The 18,994-nt window shown below is 27.6% G+C and carries 11 protein-coding genes and 1 pseudogene; 8 read left to right on the top strand and 4 right to left on the bottom strand.

Going from position 1 to position 18,994, the window contains the following annotated elements:
• Nucleotides 1-51: 51 nt before the first annotated feature.
• Both NBW53_RS00870 and dapA read left to right on the top strand, forming a co-directional pair.
• On the top strand, nucleotides 52-1,050 hold the full coding sequence (locus tag NBW53_RS00870) for an aspartate-semialdehyde dehydrogenase (protein WP_250278243.1): 999 nt from the start codon (nucleotides 52-54) through the stop codon (nucleotides 1,048-1,050).
• A 24-nt stretch (nucleotides 1,051-1,074) separates the two neighbouring features.
• Nucleotides 1,075-1,959, top strand: coding sequence for a 4-hydroxy-tetrahydrodipicolinate synthase (gene dapA / locus NBW53_RS00875; RefSeq protein WP_330651624.1), 885 nt, complete (start codon nucleotides 1,075-1,077; stop codon nucleotides 1,957-1,959).
• A 161-nt stretch (nucleotides 1,960-2,120) separates the two neighbouring features.
• On the opposite strand, the gene NBW53_RS00880 is transcribed toward dapA, so the two are convergent.
• Nucleotides 2,121-3,047 (bottom strand): LysR family transcriptional regulator, encoded by a 927-nt coding sequence (locus NBW53_RS00880; RefSeq protein ID WP_250278244.1) that lies wholly within the window; start codon nucleotides 3,045-3,047, stop codon nucleotides 2,121-2,123.
• A gap of 129 nt (nucleotides 3,048-3,176) precedes the next feature.
• On the opposite strand from NBW53_RS00880, the gene asrA reads away from it, so the two are divergent.
• The 4 genes from asrA (at nucleotide 3,177) to NBW53_RS00900 (ending at nucleotide 9,360) form a co-directional block, all read left to right on the top strand.
• Nucleotides 3,177-4,205, top strand: coding sequence for an anaerobic sulfite reductase subunit AsrA (gene asrA, locus NBW53_RS00885; RefSeq protein WP_250278245.1), 1,029 nt, complete (start codon nucleotides 3,177-3,179; stop codon nucleotides 4,203-4,205).
• A 1-nt stretch (nucleotide 4,206) separates the two neighbouring features.
• Nucleotides 4,207-4,998 carry an anaerobic sulfite reductase subunit AsrB gene (gene asrB, locus NBW53_RS00890; protein ID WP_250278246.1) on the top strand — a complete coding sequence of 264 codons (792 nt, stop codon included), beginning with the start codon at nucleotides 4,207-4,209 and terminating at the stop codon, nucleotides 4,996-4,998.
• A gap of 16 nt (nucleotides 4,999-5,014) precedes the next feature.
• On the top strand, nucleotides 5,015-6,049 hold the full coding sequence (gene asrC, locus NBW53_RS00895) for a sulfite reductase subunit C (protein ID WP_250278247.1): 1,035 nt from the start codon (nucleotides 5,015-5,017) through the stop codon (nucleotides 6,047-6,049).
• 416 nt (nucleotides 6,050-6,465) lie between these two features.
• A complete protein-coding gene (locus NBW53_RS00900) occupies nucleotides 6,466-9,360 on the top strand; it encodes an S-layer homology domain-containing protein (protein ID WP_250278248.1) in 2,895 nt (964 codons plus the stop codon).
• A 156-nt stretch (nucleotides 9,361-9,516) separates the two neighbouring features.
• Here NBW53_RS00900 and tnpA read toward each other — a convergent pair.
• The 3 genes and pseudogenes from tnpA to NBW53_RS00915 all read right to left on the bottom strand — a co-directional run bounded on the left by tnpA (nucleotide 9,517) and on the right by NBW53_RS00915 (nucleotide 16,437).
• Nucleotides 9,517-9,967: pseudogene (tnpA, locus tag NBW53_RS00905) on the bottom strand (IS200/IS605 family transposase).
• A gap of 349 nt (nucleotides 9,968-10,316) precedes the next feature.
• Entirely contained in the window at nucleotides 10,317-11,489 is a 1,173-nt protein-coding gene (locus tag NBW53_RS00910; protein WP_250278249.1) for an S-layer homology domain-containing protein, read from the bottom strand.
• 100 nt (nucleotides 11,490-11,589) lie between these two features.
• Entirely contained in the window at nucleotides 11,590-16,437 is a 4,848-nt protein-coding gene (locus NBW53_RS00915) for a M60 family metallopeptidase (protein WP_250278250.1), read from the bottom strand.
• A 212-nt stretch (nucleotides 16,438-16,649) separates the two neighbouring features.
• On the opposite strand from NBW53_RS00915, the gene NBW53_RS00920 reads away from it, so the two are divergent.
• Nucleotides 16,650-18,269 carry a coiled-coil domain-containing protein gene (locus NBW53_RS00920; RefSeq protein WP_250278251.1) on the top strand — a complete coding sequence of 540 codons (1,620 nt, stop codon included), beginning with the start codon at nucleotides 16,650-16,652 and terminating at the stop codon, nucleotides 18,267-18,269.
• 22 nt (nucleotides 18,270-18,291) lie between these two features.
• Complete coding sequence (gene cwlD, locus NBW53_RS00925; protein ID WP_250278252.1) at nucleotides 18,292-18,921, top strand: N-acetylmuramoyl-L-alanine amidase CwlD; 630 nt, start codon at nucleotides 18,292-18,294, stop codon at nucleotides 18,919-18,921.
• The last annotated feature ends 73 nt before the right edge of the window (nucleotides 18,922-18,994 follow it).

The raw sequence follows: 18,994 nt of genomic DNA on the forward strand, positions 1-18,994 counted from the left end.
GACTGGCTTTTTAGTCAGTCTTTTATATTATATTTTTAGGAGAGAATGTTTATGAAAAAAGTTAATTTAGCTGTTGTTGGTGTTACAGGTATGGTTGGTAGAACTTTCTTAAAGGTTTTAGAAGAAAAAAATTTACCTATAGATAAGTTTTATGCATTTGCATCTAAGAAAAGTGCGGGCAGTAAAATAACTTTTAATGGTAAGGAATATGAAGTAGAAGAGCTTAAGCCAGAATCTTTTGATAGAGGTATAGATATAGCGTTATTTTCGGCAGGAGGAGAAACAAGCCGTATATATTCTCCTATTGCAAAAAGTAAAGGTTGTATAGTTATAGACAATAGCTCATATTTTAGAATGGATAAAGATGTTCCGTTAGTTGTACCGGAGGTAAACCCAGAAGATATTGCTAAAAATAAAGGAATTATAGCAAACCCTAATTGTTCTACTATACAAGCAGTTGTTGCATTAAAACCTTTACACGATAAATATAAAATAAAAAGAATAGTATATTCTACTTATCAAGCTGTTTCTGGAGCAGGTAGAGCAGGTGTTATAGATTTACAAGAAGGCTTAAAAGGTAATGAGCCTAAAATGTTTTTACATCCAATAGCTAACAACTGTATACCTCATATTGACAACTTCTTAGATAATGGATATACAAAAGAAGAAATGAAAATGATAAATGAAACTAAAAAGATATTGCACGATGATAACATAAAAATAACAGCAACTACTGTTCGTGTACCTGTAGAAAATTCTCATAGCGAATCTATAAATGTAGAGTTTTATAACCAATTTGATATGGAAGAACTTATACAAGATTTAAAAAATATGCAAGGTGTTGTAGTTTTAAATGATTATACAAAAAATGAATATCCTTTGGCTACAATATCTAATGGAACAGACGAAGTATACATAGGAAGAATTAGAAGAGACGAAAGTGTAGAAAGCGGTATAAATATGTTTGTTGTGGCAGATAACATAAGAAAAGGAGCAGCTTCTAATGCTGTTCAGATAGCAGAATATATTATAAAAAATGAAATGTTTTGATAACCAATAAAAGAGGTGATAAAAATGAGTATTTTTACAGGGTCTGGTGTTGCAATAGTAACTCCTTTTAAAGAAGATAAAACAATAGATTTTCAAACATTTGAAAAGCTTATAAATTTTCAAATAGAAAATGGTACAGATGCTATTATAGTATGTGGGACAACAGGAGAACCTAGCACTTTGACAAATGAAGAACGCTTTGAAGTTATTAAATTTTGTGTAGAAAAGGTTGCAAAGCGTGTACCAGTTATAGCAGGAGCAGGTAGTAACAACACTAAACAGAGTGTAGAGCTTTGTAAAAGGTGCGAACAAATAGGAGTAGATGGGCTTTTAATAGTTACACCTTATTATAATAAAACAACTCAAAAAGGTATTATAAATCATTATAAAATATTAGCAGAAAGCGTAAACCTACCTATAATAATTTATAATGTTCCATCCAGAACAGGTCTTAATATGACACCAAAAACTGTTTTAGAATTATCAAAGATAGATAATATTGTAGGTATAAAAGAAGCTAGCGGTAATATATCACAAATTGTGGAGATAGCTAGCATTTGTCCTAAAGATTTTTATATATATTCTGGAAATGATAATCAAATTTTACCTATATTATCTATTGGTGGTAAAGGTGTTATATCGGTAATGGCTAATATTATACCTAAAGATACTCATAATATTATAGAAAAATTTTTAAATGGAGAATTTGAGGAAAGTAAAGATTTACAACTTTCTGTTATAGAGCTAAATAATGCACTATTTTGTGAAGTTAGCCCTATCCCTATTAAAACAGCTTTAGAGCTTATGGGCTATGGAAAAGCTTATTTTAGAGAACCTCTTGTTGATATGGAAGAAGATGACGTTATAGTTTTAAAAAATGCAATGAAAAACTATAAATTAATTAAATAATTTAGTTGTTAAAAAATATAAAAGGTTGTAGACAAAGTCTACAACCTTTTATATTAATAATAAAATTGTTACACCGAGGTAGCAACAAAGCAAAGTTTTTGTAAGAGGCTAAAGCCCTCTTAAAGCTTAAGTTAGAGTTATTTATTATAATATTTTTGCTTTTATGTATAAAGTTTTAGTTTGTCTTGATTTTGTTCTTTACTAGTATAATTTTTTATATTAAGGATATAATTTTTAAATATTTCTAAATTTTGGTTCCAAGCTTTGTTTTTATGATAGCATATGGAAAACGTGGTATCCCAATTACAGCCTTCTACATTTACTATGTGTAAAAGTCCTTCTTCAAGTTCTTTTTCTATAAGATTAATAGATATTAAAGTTAAACCATGATTATGTAAAACAGCTTCCTTAACACTTTCCCAGCTATGACACTGCCAAGTTATATGATAAGGTACTTTATAAAAAATCATATATTTTTCTAATTTTGACCTAGTAGCACTACCTTTTTCTCTAACTATAAAAGGCATATTTGCAAGTTTATCTGGAGTTATAGTCTTATATTTAGAAAAAGGATGGCTAGAGCTACAAATTAAGGCTATTTTATCGTCTATAAAGTCTTCTTGAATAATATTTTCGTTATGTATATCTCCTTCAATTATACCAATATCTAATTGATTTTCTAATATAAGACTTTCTATACTTTGAGTATTATCAACATATACACTAAGATTTAAGTTGTTATATTTTTCTTTTATGTCTTTAAAAAGTTTTGGGGCGATAGTTGTACCAACTGTTAAAGTTGTACCAATTCTAAGAGTAATATTTTCTTTGTTATTAAAAAAAGTTTTATCTAATTCTTCTATTTCATTAAGTACTCTGTTGGCGTGTTCTAAAAATAATTGACCTTCTTGACTAATACCAAGAGATTTAGAATATCTTTGAAATAGCTTAACATTATAATAACTTTCTATTTCTTGTATTTTTTGAGAAATACTAGGTTGAGAAATATATAAATTTTCAGCTGCTTTTGACATAGATTTAACACGTGCAACCTCTTTAAATATAATAAGATGCTTAATTGTAATCATAAATTCACCTCTGATATTGAAAAAACTAATATCACTTATTGTTTGTTTATATTTGTATAATAACATAATAAGTGGTATTATACAAGTATAAACTAAGTATTATATAAATTTACTTCGGGGGTGTTTGTTTTGGCATATAAAATTAGCTATCAAAAAGTTAATGAAATTATTAAAAATTTATCTAAAGAATATGATGTTTATGCACCTAAAAGGTTTTTAAAACAAGGAAGATATTCTGACACAGACATTATTCGTTATGATAAAATAGAAAAAGTAGAAGATATTGTATTTGACGAAAAGTCAGACTATCCTGCTAAAGAAGTTTTATCTCCTATAACACAATCTATATTTTACTTTACAGAAGATGACTTTAGAGAAAGCAAAGACAAAGATAAAAAAATACTTTTATTTATGAGACCTTGTGATATTAACGCTATGGAAAGACAAGACAAAATTTACTTACAAAATGGTGGGTTTAGCGATATTTATTATAAAAGGGTTAAAGATAGAGTAAAAATAGCTTTAATAGAATGTTCTAAAGGTTGGGATACTTGTTTTTGTGTAAGTATGGACTGTAACAAAACAGATAACTACTCTATTGCTATAAGAAATGAAGAAAATAATTTAGTAGTTGATATTAAAGATAATGAATTTGAAAATTATTTTGATGGTGATAAAGTAGATTTTGACTTAAAATTTGTAGAAGAAAATGAACTAAAAGTTACACCACCTGAAATAAAAAATAAAGATATTTTAACAAAATTAAAATCTCATAAAATGTGGGAAGAATATAATAAACGCTGTATATCTTGTGGAGCTTGTACAATATCTTGTTCTACTTGTACTTGTTTTACAACAACAGATATTATATATAATGAAAATTCTAACATTGGAGAAAGAAGAAGAATATCTGCGTCTTGTCAAGTTGCAGACTTTACAAATATGGCAGGAGGGCATTCTTTTAGACCAACAGCTGGTGATAGAATGAGATATAAAGTTTTACACAAATTTTATGACTATAAACAACGTTTTAAAGATTATCATATGTGTACTGGTTGTGGACGTTGTATAGACCGTTGTCCAGAGTTTATATCTATTGTTGCAACAGTAGAAAAAATGAACAATGCTATTTTAGAGATTGAAAAGGAGGAGTGTTAGGATGGATAATATTTTAAAGCCAACTCCGTGTGAAATATTGGATATTAAAAAAGAAAGTTTGTTAGAGCATACATTTAAAGTAAAAACAGACATAAAAGTAAACCACGGACAGTTTTTACAACTTTCTATACCAAAGATAGGAGAAGCACCTATATCTGTATCGGCTTTTGGTGATGGCTGGTTAGATTTTACTATTAGAGCTGTTGGAAAAGTTACAGATGAAATATTCCAAAAAAAACCTGGAGACACACTCTTTTTACGTGGAGCATATGGTAATGGTTGGCCTTTTGAAGAAAAATTTAAAGGTAAAAACTTAGTTATTATAACAGGTGGGACAGGTTTAGCTCCTGTTAGAAGTATGTTAAATGCCTGTTATGAACAAGATTTAGCTAAAAGTGTAACTTTAATATCTGGATTTAAAAATGAAGAAGGAATTATATTTAGAGAAGAACTTGAAAAGTGGAAAAATAAATTTAACACTTATTATACTTTAGATAAAGATAAAATAGATGGTTGGAATGTAGGATTTGTAACCGATTTTGTTTCTAAAATAGATTATAAAGCTTTTGGCGATGACTATGAAGTGATTATTGTAGGGCCACCTCAAATGATGAAGTTTACTGGACTAGCAGTGGCTAAATGTGGTGTGCCAGAGGATAAAATATGGGTTTCTTTTGAAAGAAAAATGTCTTGTGCAGTAGGTAAATGTGGACATTGCCGTATAGATGAAGTGTATGTTTGTTTAGAAGGACCAGTATTTAACTATACTGATGCTAAAAACTTAATAGACTAAAGGAGGACCATAACCTATGAATTATGATATTGATGTAAAAAAGACTCGTATAAATTGTTATAGACAATCTAAAGTTGCAGGAGAATTTATGCTCCAGTTGCGTGTTCCGGGGGCATTAATAGATGCAAAACATTTAACAATGATACAAGAAGTAGCTCAAAAATGGGGAAATGGAACTTTTCATCCAGGTATGAGACAAACTTTAAATATACCAGGTATCAAATATCAACATATAGAAGAAGTTAATAAATATATAAAACAATATATTAAAGAAGTAGAAGTAGAACTTTGTGATGTAGATATGGAAGTTAATGACAATGGATACCCTACAATAGGTGCTAGAAATGTTATGGCTTGTATAGGAAACACACATTGTATAAAAGCTAATGTTAACACACAAGATATGGCTAAAAAAGTTGAAAAATTAGTTTTTCCTAGTCATTATCACATTAAATTATCTGTGTCTGGTTGTCCTAACGATTGTGGTAAAGCACAGTTTAATGATTTTGGCGTTATAGGTGTTTCAAAAATGCAATATCACCCAGAAAGATGTATTGGTTGTGGTGGTTGTGTTAAAGCTTGTGAACACCACGCAACAAGAGTTTTATCTTTAAACTCTCAAGGTAAAATAGATAAAGATGCTTGTTGTTGTGTTGGATGTGGCGAATGTGTTCTTGTATGTCCTACAAGTGCGTGGACTAGAATGCCTAAAAAACTTTATAGAGTAACAATTGGTGGACGTAGTGGTAAACAATATCCACGTATGGGAAAAATGTTTTTAAATTGGGCAGATGAAAATACAGTACTTCAAATGCTAGGAAACTGGCAAAAGTTTTCTGCGTGGGTTATGGATAATAAACCAGAATATATACACGGAGGACATTTGATAGACAGAGCAGGATATCATAAATTTAAAGAAATAATATTGGATGGTGTTGATTTAAACCCTGAATGTTTAGTTGCAGAAGATATATACTGGGCAGAAAGCGAACAACGAGCTAACATACATTTAAAACCATTATCTAAACATAAAAAAGCAGGTCCGGTATAAAAATAAAAGGTTAAAAAAATGGTTGTTTACCGTTTTTAGAGATAGATAAAAATATAAATAATTAAAATGTTTTATAAATAGAAAATTACTATTAAAAAATCATAAATTAATATATATTTTTATAATAAATGTATAAATAAAGTGCATAGATACTCATAAAGTAAATTATAATTTAGCTATATTTATAGATTTTAAAAATTTATCACTAAATTTGACAAACAACCTCTTTTTTTTATTATATTTATAAATAAATTTTTATCAGTATATTAAAATTTTACATATTTCTTGTAATAAATTAGTAATATTTCATGCATTGACAAAATAATATAAAAGGTATATTATATTATTAGTACATATTGAAATGTATTTTATATTTTTAAAATAAATATCAAATAATAAATAGGGGGATATAAATAATGAAGAAAAATTTATCTAAAAAAGCTATTAAGGCTATGGCAATTGGTATGACTGTTACTATTGGTAGCATTACGGCTATGAGCAGTGTTGCTTATGCAGAAGAAGCAAATGTTATTGCAAGTGAAGAAAATACAAATCCAGCACAAGCACCTAAAGAAAATGATGTAATTAATGTTACATCAGATGAGGGAATAAATTATACTTTTAAAGTATTAACACAAGACAATACTGCTGATGCTACTTATATTACAGGTTATGATACAGGGGCTGTAGTACTTGTTAGTATAAATAATACATCATCAGTTATTGCTGAACAAAATAAAACTTTTAAAGGAAAACTTGATTCAGGAATTATTAAGGTTATAACGCCAGAATCAAATAGTAAAACTTATTCCTTTAAAATTACTCAAATAGGTGATGGTACTAATAATTTAGGAGGTAATGGTACTAATACAGTTAGTTTTAGTAAAAAAGCAATAGATAATATTGTTACATCAAACCTTACAAAAATAGTAAAAAATGCTTTTAATGGTGTTACAGTAGAGGGAGATTTAGTATTTCCAGAAATGACTATTAATGGTAAAGGGCTTGAAATAGGTGAAAAAGCTTTCCAAAATGCATATATAAAAGGGAACTTAGATTTTTCCAAAATAAAAGATAATAGTAATAAAGAAGGGAATATTAATTTAGAAAAACAACCATTTAAAGGAGACGAAACAAATAAAGGTGTTACAGTTGATGGTTCATTAATTATGTATAATATTGAAAAGCCAACTCCTAAAACACACCAATTAAAAAACAATGAATTTGAAAATGTTACAATAGGGAAAGAATTAAAAATAGCTGTTAGTGGTTTAAATGACGGCAGTTTAAAAGAATTATATAAAAATGCAACAATAGGTGGAGAAGAAACTAAAAGAAATAATACTGAATTAATACGTACTGTACAAGATCATTTTAAAGAGAGTAATTTACAAGGAGCAACTATTAATGGTGTTGTAAATATTAAACCTATTAAAAGTGGAGATTTTATTGTTAGAAAAAATGCTTTTGAAAATTCTAAAGTATATAAATTAAATATCGCCCCTAAAGAAAACGATACAGTATTTAAAAGCTTAGAGAATGGATTTACAGGAGCAACTATTGAAAACATAGAAATAGATTTTGAAAAAGCTAAATTTGAAGAACAAGGTTTCTTTAGAGGAGCAACTATAAAAGATTTGGGTAATATAACAGAACAAGCTACTATACCAGCTGGTTTATTAAAAGGGGTAACAGTACCTTCTTATATATCTCTTGAAAAAGTAACAAAAATTGAAAAAGATGCATTTGATGTAGCTAACAAAGATACAGTTTTCTTCTTCTTACCAAATTTTAAAAAGGAAACAATTCAAAATATAGATAAAGATGCTTTTGGAACAACTGCAAAAATTAATATAGTAGTACCATTTAATACTGATAAAAAAGATGTAGAAGAACTTAAAACAAAATTAACAAATAAAAATGTTACTGTTTCATATTTAGAAGCAACTGTTGATGGATATACATTTGAAAGAGGAGCTAAAGATGATGAAGTTACTTTAGTAAATTATACAAATCCAAAATCTAAATTTAGATCTGCTAGACAAGTATCAAAAGAAAATGCTAAATTTGAAGGTGGTAAACTTACAGCAGATACAAAAACTTACACATTAACACAAATAGGTAATGGAACTAATCCTATAACTACTTTAACAGATGAAGCTTTAAAAGGTCATACAGATAATGTAACAACTATAGCAGATAATGCATTTAAAGGAAATACAAATATTACAAATGTAAACTTTAAAAATGTTACAACTGTAGGAGCTAGTGCATTTGAAGGTGCATCTAAAGTAACAACTGTTGATTTACCTAAAGTAACAAAAATAGAAGCAAAAGCATTTGCCGATACAGATGTTCGTACAGCTAATTTAGGTAAAGAAGCAAAAACTACTTCTGTAGCATCAGATATATTTACAGGAGTTAAAAACCTTGATAAAGTTGAAACTAATAGTGAAAGTAAAAATACTATTGTATCAGCGGTTAATAACTCTAGTTCTAATAATGTAACAGTTGCTAATGGTAATAATACAGAAATAGTAAAACCAAGCAACCCAAGTAGTGGTGGCTCAACAGGAGGTTCAGGTTCTGGCTCAACAGGATCATATGGTAGTGGAGCTAACGTAGGTGTTACAGGTGATAAAAATAATAATACAGATACTACAACAAACAATAATAATACAGAAAATAATCAAACAGTTGTAGAAGATAAAAAACTTACATTAGATACTATCAAATTACCTAGCGTAGAAGGTGAAGCTAAAACATTTGGAGATATATCTGCTAATCATTGGGCAAAAGCTCATATTGATAAATTATCTAAAGCAGGTGTTATAAATGGTGCAAATGGAAGTTTTAACCCTAATGGACAAACAAAACGTGCCGATGTTACAGTTATGCTTGTTAATCTTTTAGGATTACAACCACAAGCTAACAATAAATTTACAGATGTTAATCCTTCAGCATATTATGCACCATATGTAGGAACAGCATCTACGTACGGTATAGTAAATGGGTCTAACGGTATGTTTAAACCAGAAAGTGTAATATCTAGACAAGATACAATGGTTATGATAGCACAAATATTAAAATCATTAGATTTAAATGTAAATACAGATGCAAGTGTATTAAATAAATTTAATGATGCAAACAAAGTTTCTAGTTATGCAAATGAAAGTGTAGCAATATTAGTTAACTCAGGTATTATATCTGGAAACAATGGAAAATTAAATCCTACTGCTCCTGTTACTAGAGCAGAAATGGCTACTATAATGTCTAAGTTATATGATGTTTTAAGCAAAACTAATAGATAATAATTATATATAATCAAAACCACCCGTTTAACGGGTGGTTTGCTCAAGCCCTATAAGGGCTTTTTTCTTGTTATAAGCCTCTAAAGAGAGGCACTGAATGATCTGACAATTACATTACTATTTCTTGGCTGCCACTAAAAGTGGCTATTTTTTTGCCTACTTACTCTGGCTACCCATAAATGGGTCTATATATTCTTTTAAACTTATTTGGTCATTTGCTATATCTTCTTCTAATTGATTTTTTATGTATTCTTTTATTGCATTTTGATTTCTACCTACTGTATCTACATAATATCCTCTACACCAAAAATGCCTATTCCCATATTTATACTTTAAATTTGCGTGCCTATCAAATATCATTAAGCTACTTTTACTTTTTAAATACCCTATAAATTGTGATACACTTAAATGTGGTGGTATTTCTACTAACATATGTAATGGTCTTTACAAGCTTCTGCCTTCCTTTCCTTTCACACAGCATTCTTAATATTTTCCCTATATCTGCTTTTATCTTTCCGTATATTTCTTGTCTCCTATATTTTGGTGCAAATACTATATGATATTTGCATCTCCATTTAGAATGTGATAAACTATTTATGTCTTTCATGACAAAACCTCCTATTATTTTATTTTTGGTTGCCAGACCAATTATATTCTATCATAGGAGGTTTTTACTTTTCTATAAGAGTTTTTACCTACCACCAGCATAGCTGGTGGTTTAATCAAGCCTATTCGGCGACAACAAAAAGGTTATTTGTTTTATTAACAAATAACCTTTTAGACTGTAGATAAAATATTTTAGCGACAGTTTTTTTATTTTTATGATTTGTATAAAAATTCTAATCACAAGACAGGGTTTTACTTAAGATTGTGTAAAAAGCTAGATAGTAGATTAAAAAATAATCTTGTTACTTTTAAAAGGTTGGAGACAAAGTCTACAACCTTTTATATTAAAATTATTGTATAGTTAACATAGTATAAATCATTTGAGCAGCTTCTGCTCTAGTTGCATTTGATTTAGGTGCAAAGCTACCATCTGGTCTACCATTTATAATACCAGCTTGTTGAACTCTTGTAACTGAACTTTTGGCAAAGCTAGATATATTATTTATATCTGTAAAACTTATTTCTTCTTTATTATTTTTTAAGTCAAATTTTTTATATTCACAGAATTTTTCTATCATAACAGCCATTTGTTCTCTTGTTATTTTAGCATTAGGTGCAAAGGTAGTATTAGTTGTACCATTTGTTATACCAACTTTATAAGCCCAATCTACATATGGGTTAAACCAAGCAGTGCTAGATACATCTGTAAAGTTTTCAGATTTATATTTATTTTCATTAATATTATCCATTTTAGCAAGAAGCGTTACAAATTCTGCTCTAGTTATATTATCATTAGGCTTAAATGAAGTTTCAGATACACCATTTATAATGCCTCTATCTGCAAGATATTTTATAGAAGAATTAGCCCAATGTCCAGATGTATCAGAAAAATTTGATTGTTTTATTACAGGATACATTGTATCTATATTTATTTTATCATTATTTTCAGTTTTATTATTATTTTCTGTACTAGCTTGTGTAGTAGATTCTGTATTTTTATCATTTGGTTTTCCAATAGTAGCACTACCACCAGAAGAAATATTACTATTATTATTATTGCTACTAGTAGTATTTTCTGTACTAGTTTCTTCTTTAACTGTTATATTAGCAGTAATATCAGTATAAGTTCCTTTTAAACTTTCATTTAAATTAACAAGCTCTAAAGTAACATTTTTAGATAAGTTAGGTTTATTATTAAATATTAATTTACCAAGATTTAAAGAATTATTTTCAGTAAGGATACCACCGTTATCTATAACAATAGATATAGTAGTTTTTCCATTATTTTCTTTTTCTTTAATTAATGAATAAGTAAAATTTTGAGCAGGTTCAAATTTTACATTAGTATTACCGTTTTCATCTATAATATTTAATTGTAATCCATGGATATTATTATTTATACCATCTAAATTTATATTTGCAACTTTATTGTCTACATTAATAGATACAGTTGTGTTTGTAGCAAAAACATTTGTCACAAACATTAAAGTTATTAAAATACTAGATAATAATTTTTTTATCACAATAAAAACTCCTTTTTTAATATTTACCTACCATATTTAAAATGGTAGGTATATCTGTTTTTGAATACAAATTATTCAAAAAATTGATTTATATATAAAATTATTTAATAGTTATTTTTGGTGTATTATCTTCTCCATTTTGAAGAACTATTAATGGTAAAGAGTCATCACTAGGCATAGTAGACCAAGTTGTGTTACTTGTCATACGACTATTTTCTCCATTAAATTCACCTTGCCACATTTCAGCCATAATTTCTGTTGGTAAATCGCTAATACCTTCGTGTTGATGATTTTTATCTTCATTTTCACCTTGTATTTCAGGTACAAATATAAATATACCACCAGCAGTTGAAGAAGTAATAGTACCGTCTTCATCTAATGTATCAAGCATAAGAGTATAACCGCTTACCACACGTTCTTCTGTTGTAGGATTTTCTATTAATGAATTCTGAGTAGCATATTTACCTTTAATATATATATTGCTTAAGGCAGAGTTGCCACGATAGTTACCAATAATAACTAAAGTATCTTTAGCTATTTTTTCTTTAATAGGTTGACCATTTTCGTCAACACTATCATAAATATAATCATTAGCTAATCTACCAACACCCATATTCATAAATTCTACATTATCACCTGGATAAGATAAAAATTCTACATTATATTTTTTAAAATCAAATCCAGTTAATTTTAATCTAGTAACATCATAAGCCCATATTTTATCTTCAGTAGAACCAGGTCTATTAAAGTAATTTATATATGTTTTAGGAGCACTAGCAAAGTTATTAGCAAAATCACCATTTTTAGCTATTTTATTAAATCCATCTGGAATAGTTTCTGCTTCAGATACTGGAGATACAGGCTCTGCAATATCGGCATAAACTGTATATTTACCAGTTGGCATCTCTGTGTTACTATCTTTAGGTGTAACTTTAATACCAGTAACAACAGTTGGTTCATTAAATGTTACAATTCCAGTGTTTTCATCTATTTTATATAAAGAAGTATTTATTGTATTATCATAAGATATTTTAACTTGACCAGCAGGCTGTTTATCACTAATATTACCTAATATATCTACTGGTACAACTTCATAAGTAAAGGCCATATTGTTGGCAGAACCTATAAAGTCTTTATATGTGTTTGTTGTAGTAAATCCAATACCTTTACCATTTCTTATTATTTCATATCCTTGTACATTTTGATTATTTTTTTCATCTATTGTAACTATAATTTCTTTAGGATTTTCTGGATTTATAGCAGAAGAAGCAGATACAATAATATTTTTGTTACCTTCATTATTATTTAATCTTTCTCTTCTAGATTGGTCTGTAATATAGTATATAGCTCTAGTTTCTTTCTCTTGTTTAGCTATTTCTGTTTTAGCACTTTCAGATAAGGATACACCCCATCTTGTAAAGAACTCTGTTAAATCTTTTTTAGCAACTTTACTAGCAGCAACTGCAAATTTATCCATATCCCTAAAACTATTTAAGCTATTATCTGTTCTATAAAGTTTATAAAGTTCATTATAAAACATAAATGGATTTTCACCGTCATCATAAGCTAAATGAAGTTGCCAATACATACCTAAATGGGTAAATAAGTCGTTAGGAATACCTTCGTTACCAACAGAAACTTTTTTAAATATTTTGTCATATACATTGTTAAGCTCAAGTCTAGATGGCAATGTATTTTGTTTACCATCATAAGTTTGACCCATTAATGAGAAAATATTATTAGTTACTTCGGCTTTGCCTAGTTTATCCATTACGTGTCCTATTTCGTGAGCTATTCCCCAGCCAAATAAGTTATTTTCTCTTTCATTAGGTGTTTGTTCATTTACTGGTTTACCATTCATAAGAGGAGCAACAGAGCCATATTGTATACCTATATGATTACCAGAAGCGTACATAAATGCATTAGCAAACATTTTCATATAGCGTATATTATGTCTTGTTTCTAAGCTAGCATTTTTATGGTCATCTATACCATAAGTTTTATACATAACGCCCATAAGCTCTTCCCATGCTTTAACATTATCATACATTTTATTAACCTTTTCTTCTAAGCTAGAAACATTTTGGTTAATACCTTCTAAAACTTTATTAGCAGGTAAAGATAATAAAACGTTAGGTAAAGAAATTTCGGCTTGGTTAAGAAGTTGCCATTCTTTATTACCAGGTAAACCATTAGGATTATAAGCTATAAGCTCTTCTATAAATTTAGTTATTCTTTCTTTTATTTCTTTTTCTTGTAGTTTGTGAAAATCTCTAAGCTCAAGGTAAGGTATTTTGTGTGCTCCAACTACTTGTAGCTTAATTTGAGAAGCTTTTTCTCCAGTATAAGTAACATATAAAGAGCCACCTCTATCTGTATTTATATTACCTAATTTTGGAATAGTTATAATATTTCTACCATTTTTTAAAGTTATAGGTGCAGAAGATAATTTGTCTGCTTCTTCAAAAAACTGTGTAGCAACAAGAGAAACAGTTTCGCCTTCTGGTATATCGGCATATATAACAACTTTTTTACCAGCATTACCAACAACACCTAAAGGTTGCCAATTATTTATAGATATACCATAATTTTTAATATCATTTTGAGGATTTATAGAATAGATATTGTCTTTTATAACACCTAATGCTTCTTTATTATTATTTAAAAGAGAAGTTGCTATATCAAGTTCTTTTAATAAAATATTTTTATCTACTACAAAACCATCAGTATTATTTACAATATTTTTAAGCTCTTCTATCTTTTCTTTAGTAACCTCTTTTTTAAGCTCTGTTCTAGAGGAATTTGCAAAAAGATTACTAATTCTATCGGCTATATCATTATATTCATAAAATGCTACTTCAGAGCCATTTACACGAGGTCCACCTGTTCTTTCACCTAATTTTATACTTATTTTTTTGATATTTTCTGTTTTAGGGAAAGTAAGAGCATAATATTTATTTTCATCAAATTTTTCTGTTATTGTATAATCTTTTGCAATAATAGTTCCAGCTCCATTTAGGTCTTGGCCATCAGTCCATACAGTAATAGTATAATTTTCGTTAGAATTTTTATATTCACCATCTAATCTAGGAGCCCATATTAAATAGTCCATAGTTTTAGGTTGTTTAAAAGTAAATGAAAATGTGTTTGTTTCCCAAAATACACGTGCTACCCAATCGGTATTAAAGTTTTCATCTATTAACCATTTAGGGTCAAATCCATTTGGATATAAAGCACTATCAAAATTGCCAGAAGCTCCCATTTCTACTTTTTCTATGTTAGAATTAGGTATTCTATCTTTTGTAGGTAAAGTAGGGGGTGTTACAATATCTTTTTTTGGTGTAGCATTTATAAGCTCAGAAGGTGTACTTTCACCAACGCTATTTTCAGATGTAACATATAAAGTGTATTCAACATTATTTGTAAGACCGCTTAATGTGTAGCTTGTATTAGTTATGTTTGATGCAACTTTTTTATATTCAGAATCTTTAGAGGTTTTTGAGTATATATTGTACGATTCGGCATTTTCTGCTTTGTTCCAAGATAAAGTTATAGAACCATCATTAGCTGTTGCTTTAACAAAGTCTGGTCTATTTGGGGCTTTTTTAGGTAAAGGTGTTGCAGATACGATAGCAGATTTTTCACCTTCCCAATCACCAGATATAGCAGATATACTAAAGTAATATGTTGTAAGGTTATTAAGTCCAGTTATAGTTATATTAGGAACATCTGTTGTAGTAACTTGGTCTAAGTTGTTTTGGTCTGTACCATAATAAACTTTATATCCAGTAACGTTATTAACAGGTCTCCAAGATAAAGAAACTTGTTCGCTATCCGCAATAGCTTTAATATTCTTTACTACATTATCTTGAACAATGTCTTCGTTAACAATATCTCCTATTAATTTAACTGCATCTATTACTACATATTCGTTATTTTGTGCTGGAACTACATTAATGCTTATTTTTTTAACAGGTTTTCTAGCTCCAAGATTAACTACAACAACTTGTTGATTAGTTCTTGCTCTAGTAAATAAAGCAGGAGAAGTTTCGGCAGGTTGTATAATATTGTTATTTTCATCATATAAAACAACCTCAGCGCTTTCAGCTCCTTCTGGTATAGTAACTACAACACTAGACATTTCTTGAACAGTATTAAATTCTAGTGGTATAGATAAGTTTTTCTCGTTTTCTTTTGGTTTAAATGATACGCTTCCATTTTCTGTAAAAAGATTCTTAATATCATCCCCTTCTTTAATATCAACAACCTTTGAAATTTCATCTTGCTTTATATTTTCTATAACTTTAGAAGCTACCATTTCTGTTTCAAATATTTCAGGACTAGAAATATTTACCATATTAGCATTAACTATTGCTATATCAGATGCAGTTATTTTATTGTCATTATTAAGGTCATATTCTTCATTTATATTATTAAGATTATCTTCTAACAATTTTCTGTCAGAGATATCTACTTTATTGTCTTTATTTATATCACCTAAAACCATATTTGTAGCTGTGCTAATATTCACCCTTTTTGAATATGTAGCCGTGCTTAAGTTTACAACCGTTGTAGCATAGTTTTTACCATCTACTTTAAGGTTATAGTTATCATATGCTGGCAAGTTTTCTATTTTAAATTTTACAATAGTAACTTTATCATTTTCTTTTATAACCTCTGGAGTGATTGTATAACCATCGATAGTAGTAGATGACGAATTATCTAAAAATTGATTTAAGTCTACAGTTATGTTAATAGAATTACCAGTTAATGTAGCTTTTAAATTTTTAGATTTTAAATCGTCTATTAGCTCAGGATATTTAAATCCTATTGCTGTTTCTATATATGTTTTATCATCATTAGATGATATAGCATTAGCAAAAGCAGGCATTATAGAGCTTAATGCTAATGTTGAAGATAACCCTAAGGTTAAAAGTCTTTTTTTCATAAAAAATTACCTCCTAATTTAATAAGTATTAATAATTTACATAAAAATTTATATTATAAAACTTATCTATTACATTATATCATAAAATACTATTAAAAGCTACAATATTAGCATAAATTAAAAATTTTTTAATATAGTTATAAACTGGTTATAGTTATAACATTACCTTATATAGAATATAAATATATAAATTATATTAAGAGGTGAAAAAATTGCAAAATAACTATATTTTAAATAATAAAAATAATGAAATTTTATCATTTTATTATGGAGAAGAAAGGGCAATTTATTGTAAAAAGCTAGGGAGTAATAATTATCCTATAGTAAGCAAAATTATACAAGATGTTACAGACTGTTTTACTGTTGATATAGGGCCTAATAAAGAAATTTATATTTTTTGTCAAAATTATAACGGAGAAATTGTTTTATGTAAGCTAGAGCAAGATACATTTAAACATAAAGTACTTTTTAAAAACAAAAGTGAAGGTGCTGAAAATATTTTATTTTACCCTATATTTTTTAAAGGAAATATGAGTCTTATATATAATACCCCTAATAATATGGATAACAATTTTTTAGCTATAAAAACTCTTGTTGGAGGCAAAGGTTGGACTCGTGCTGAAAATATAGATGCATTTTCTGTAATACCAAATAATATTTTTTATGTACAAAAAGTAAATCAAGATAATATAGTTGTTGCGTATCAAAAAAAATCTAAAGATATACAAATAGGGTATAAAGAAATAAAAAATGGAAATATATCAGATTTTATTACAGTACATAAAACAGGATATCAAATAGTAGATTATTCTTTTATAGCTTTTAAAGATGTTGTACATTATGTATATGTTATAAAAAGTTTATTTTCTAGCCAAGTGATATATAAGAGAAAAGATGAAAATGGACTTTCTAACCCAATAATACTTTTTGAAGGACAGAAAATAAAAAGTTGTAATATTAGTGTTTTAAATGATAATCTATATTGTAGCTTTATTGCAGGCTCTACTTTATATTATTGCCAATCTGAAGATTTTGGCAGGTCTTTTTTAGGTATATCTAAATATAGAAAACAAATATCACAAGATATAATAAAAGCTAGATTTTTATCTACTGTTAATATGACTAATAGCAGTGTAAATGAAGTCTATATAGATGCTAAAAATACTTTAAATATATATATGTTACCAGAGCTTTTACCTAATTTATTTAATAAAAAACAAGATATAAAACAAAATAGGTATAGTTTTGAAAATAACAATCAAGATAAGTTTATAACTAATTTAAATAGTCAGTTTATAGATAATATAGATATAGAAAAGCCAGAGACAAATGTTAATAACACATATAAAAATTTAAATAAACCTCAGAATACTATGTTTTTAGAAAATGATTTTATGGCTAATTTTAATCTTGAAGAATTTTCTAAAATTAGTAATTTAAAAGAACATAATAAACAACTAGATTTTAATAATACAATAAACACTTCAAATAATATTAGTAATATGGAGAATATAGATAATAATTTAATATTAGAAAACAAAGTTAAAATGTTAAATGAACAATTAAGTGAAAAAAATAGTCAAATTTTAAAATTAAATAGTATTATACAAAATAAAAATAATGAAAAGACAGATATTGAAATACATTTAAGGCAAAAAATAAAAAATATGGAAAATGAAAATAATAGTCTTTTAGAAAAAATAAATATTTTACAACAAGAAATAGAAAATATTAAAAATATAACAAAACAAATTGAAAGAGAGGATATAGATAATAATGAAAAAGATATATCTAAATCTCAAGCAAAACCTGAAGAAAATGAAGAAAAGTAAAGTTGCTTTATATATTTATATTTTGATTATATTTGTAGGTATGATGAAAACATATTTTGATGAAACTGTAGAGACATTTTCTATGCCAGTAGCTAATAAAAACATCTTTATAGATGCAGGACACGGTGAATGGGACCCAGGAAAAGTAGCAAAAGATGGAACACTTGAAAAAGATATAAACCTTAGTATATCAAAATATTTACAATCATATTTAGAACAATCGGGAGGATTTGTTTTAACAACAAGAACAGATGACAAAGCTTTATCAGATAAAAAAAGAGAAGATTTGAAACAAAGAAAAAATATAGCAAATAATGAAAATGTAGATTTGTTAGTTAGTATACATCAAAATTCATTTCCTAAAGAAAATGTAAAAGGAGCACAAGTATTTTATTATAAAGGTTCAGAAGAAAGTAAAAAATTAGCCGAATGTGTGCAAAATAGGTTAAAAGAAATAGATAAAACTAATGATAGAGTAGCTAAAGAAAGTAAAGATTATTATATATTAAAACAAAGCAAAATGCCTGCTATAATTGTAGAATGTGGATTTTTATCTAACACAGAAGAAAATAATAACTTAAAAAATGAAGAATATCAAAAGAAAATAGCGTGGGCTATATATTTAGGTATTTTAGATTATTATGCTAATTAATGTAAATAGGTTAGTTTCAATAAAATGAAATTAGCCTTTTATTTATAATAAAGTTATTATTTTATAACTTTAT

The organism is [Clostridium] colinum (genome assembly GCF_940677205.1).
Taxonomy (GTDB): domain Bacteria; phylum Bacillota; class Clostridia; order Lachnospirales; family CAG-274; genus Tyzzerella; species Tyzzerella colina.